The organism is Microtetraspora sp. AC03309, from assembly GCF_020826795.1.
Classification (GTDB): domain Bacteria; phylum Actinomycetota; class Actinomycetes; order Streptosporangiales; family Streptosporangiaceae; genus Microtetraspora; species Microtetraspora glauca.
This window is the reverse complement of sequence record NZ_JADDIL010000673.1, coordinates 1-369: the sequence shown is the minus strand read 5'-3', so window position 1 is coordinate 369 and position 369 is coordinate 1. Positions and strand designations below refer to the sequence as shown.

1 protein-coding gene is annotated in these 369 nt (G+C 68.0%); it reads left to right on the top strand.

All coding sequences use genetic code 11. The annotated features are described in order from the left end of the window. Positions 1 to 22: 22 nt before the first annotated feature. A partial coding sequence (locus IMZ11_RS44880; RefSeq protein WP_228649933.1) for a hypothetical protein occupies positions 23 to 369 on the top strand: 347 nt, incomplete at its 3' end.

The following is a 369-nucleotide window of genomic DNA, read 5'->3' as shown; positions in this document are numbered from 1 at the left end:
GACCACTTCTCCGAGTGAACCAGTGCCGGAGTTCGCGCTGCCGGCGTACGGCGTCGAACCCACCACGACGCGGGCGCTGGCCCCGGGTGAGGTCACCTGCCCGATCCCAGGTGGGCCGACGGTCACGGTGCGCAGTGCCGTACCCGGCTCGCCGGTACTGACCATGCGGGTTCCCGAAGGATTCACCGAGCTGCCACCGCATGCGCAAGCGGTACGACTGGCCGGACCCGCCGGGCTGACCGTCGAGCTCACCCTCACTCCGACCGACCGGGACGCTGAGGCTGCTTTCAAGCAGTACAGCGACGACCGCGTCTCGAAATACCCGATCAACAGTGTCAGCGTGCTGCCCGGTGACCTGTGCGGCTACAG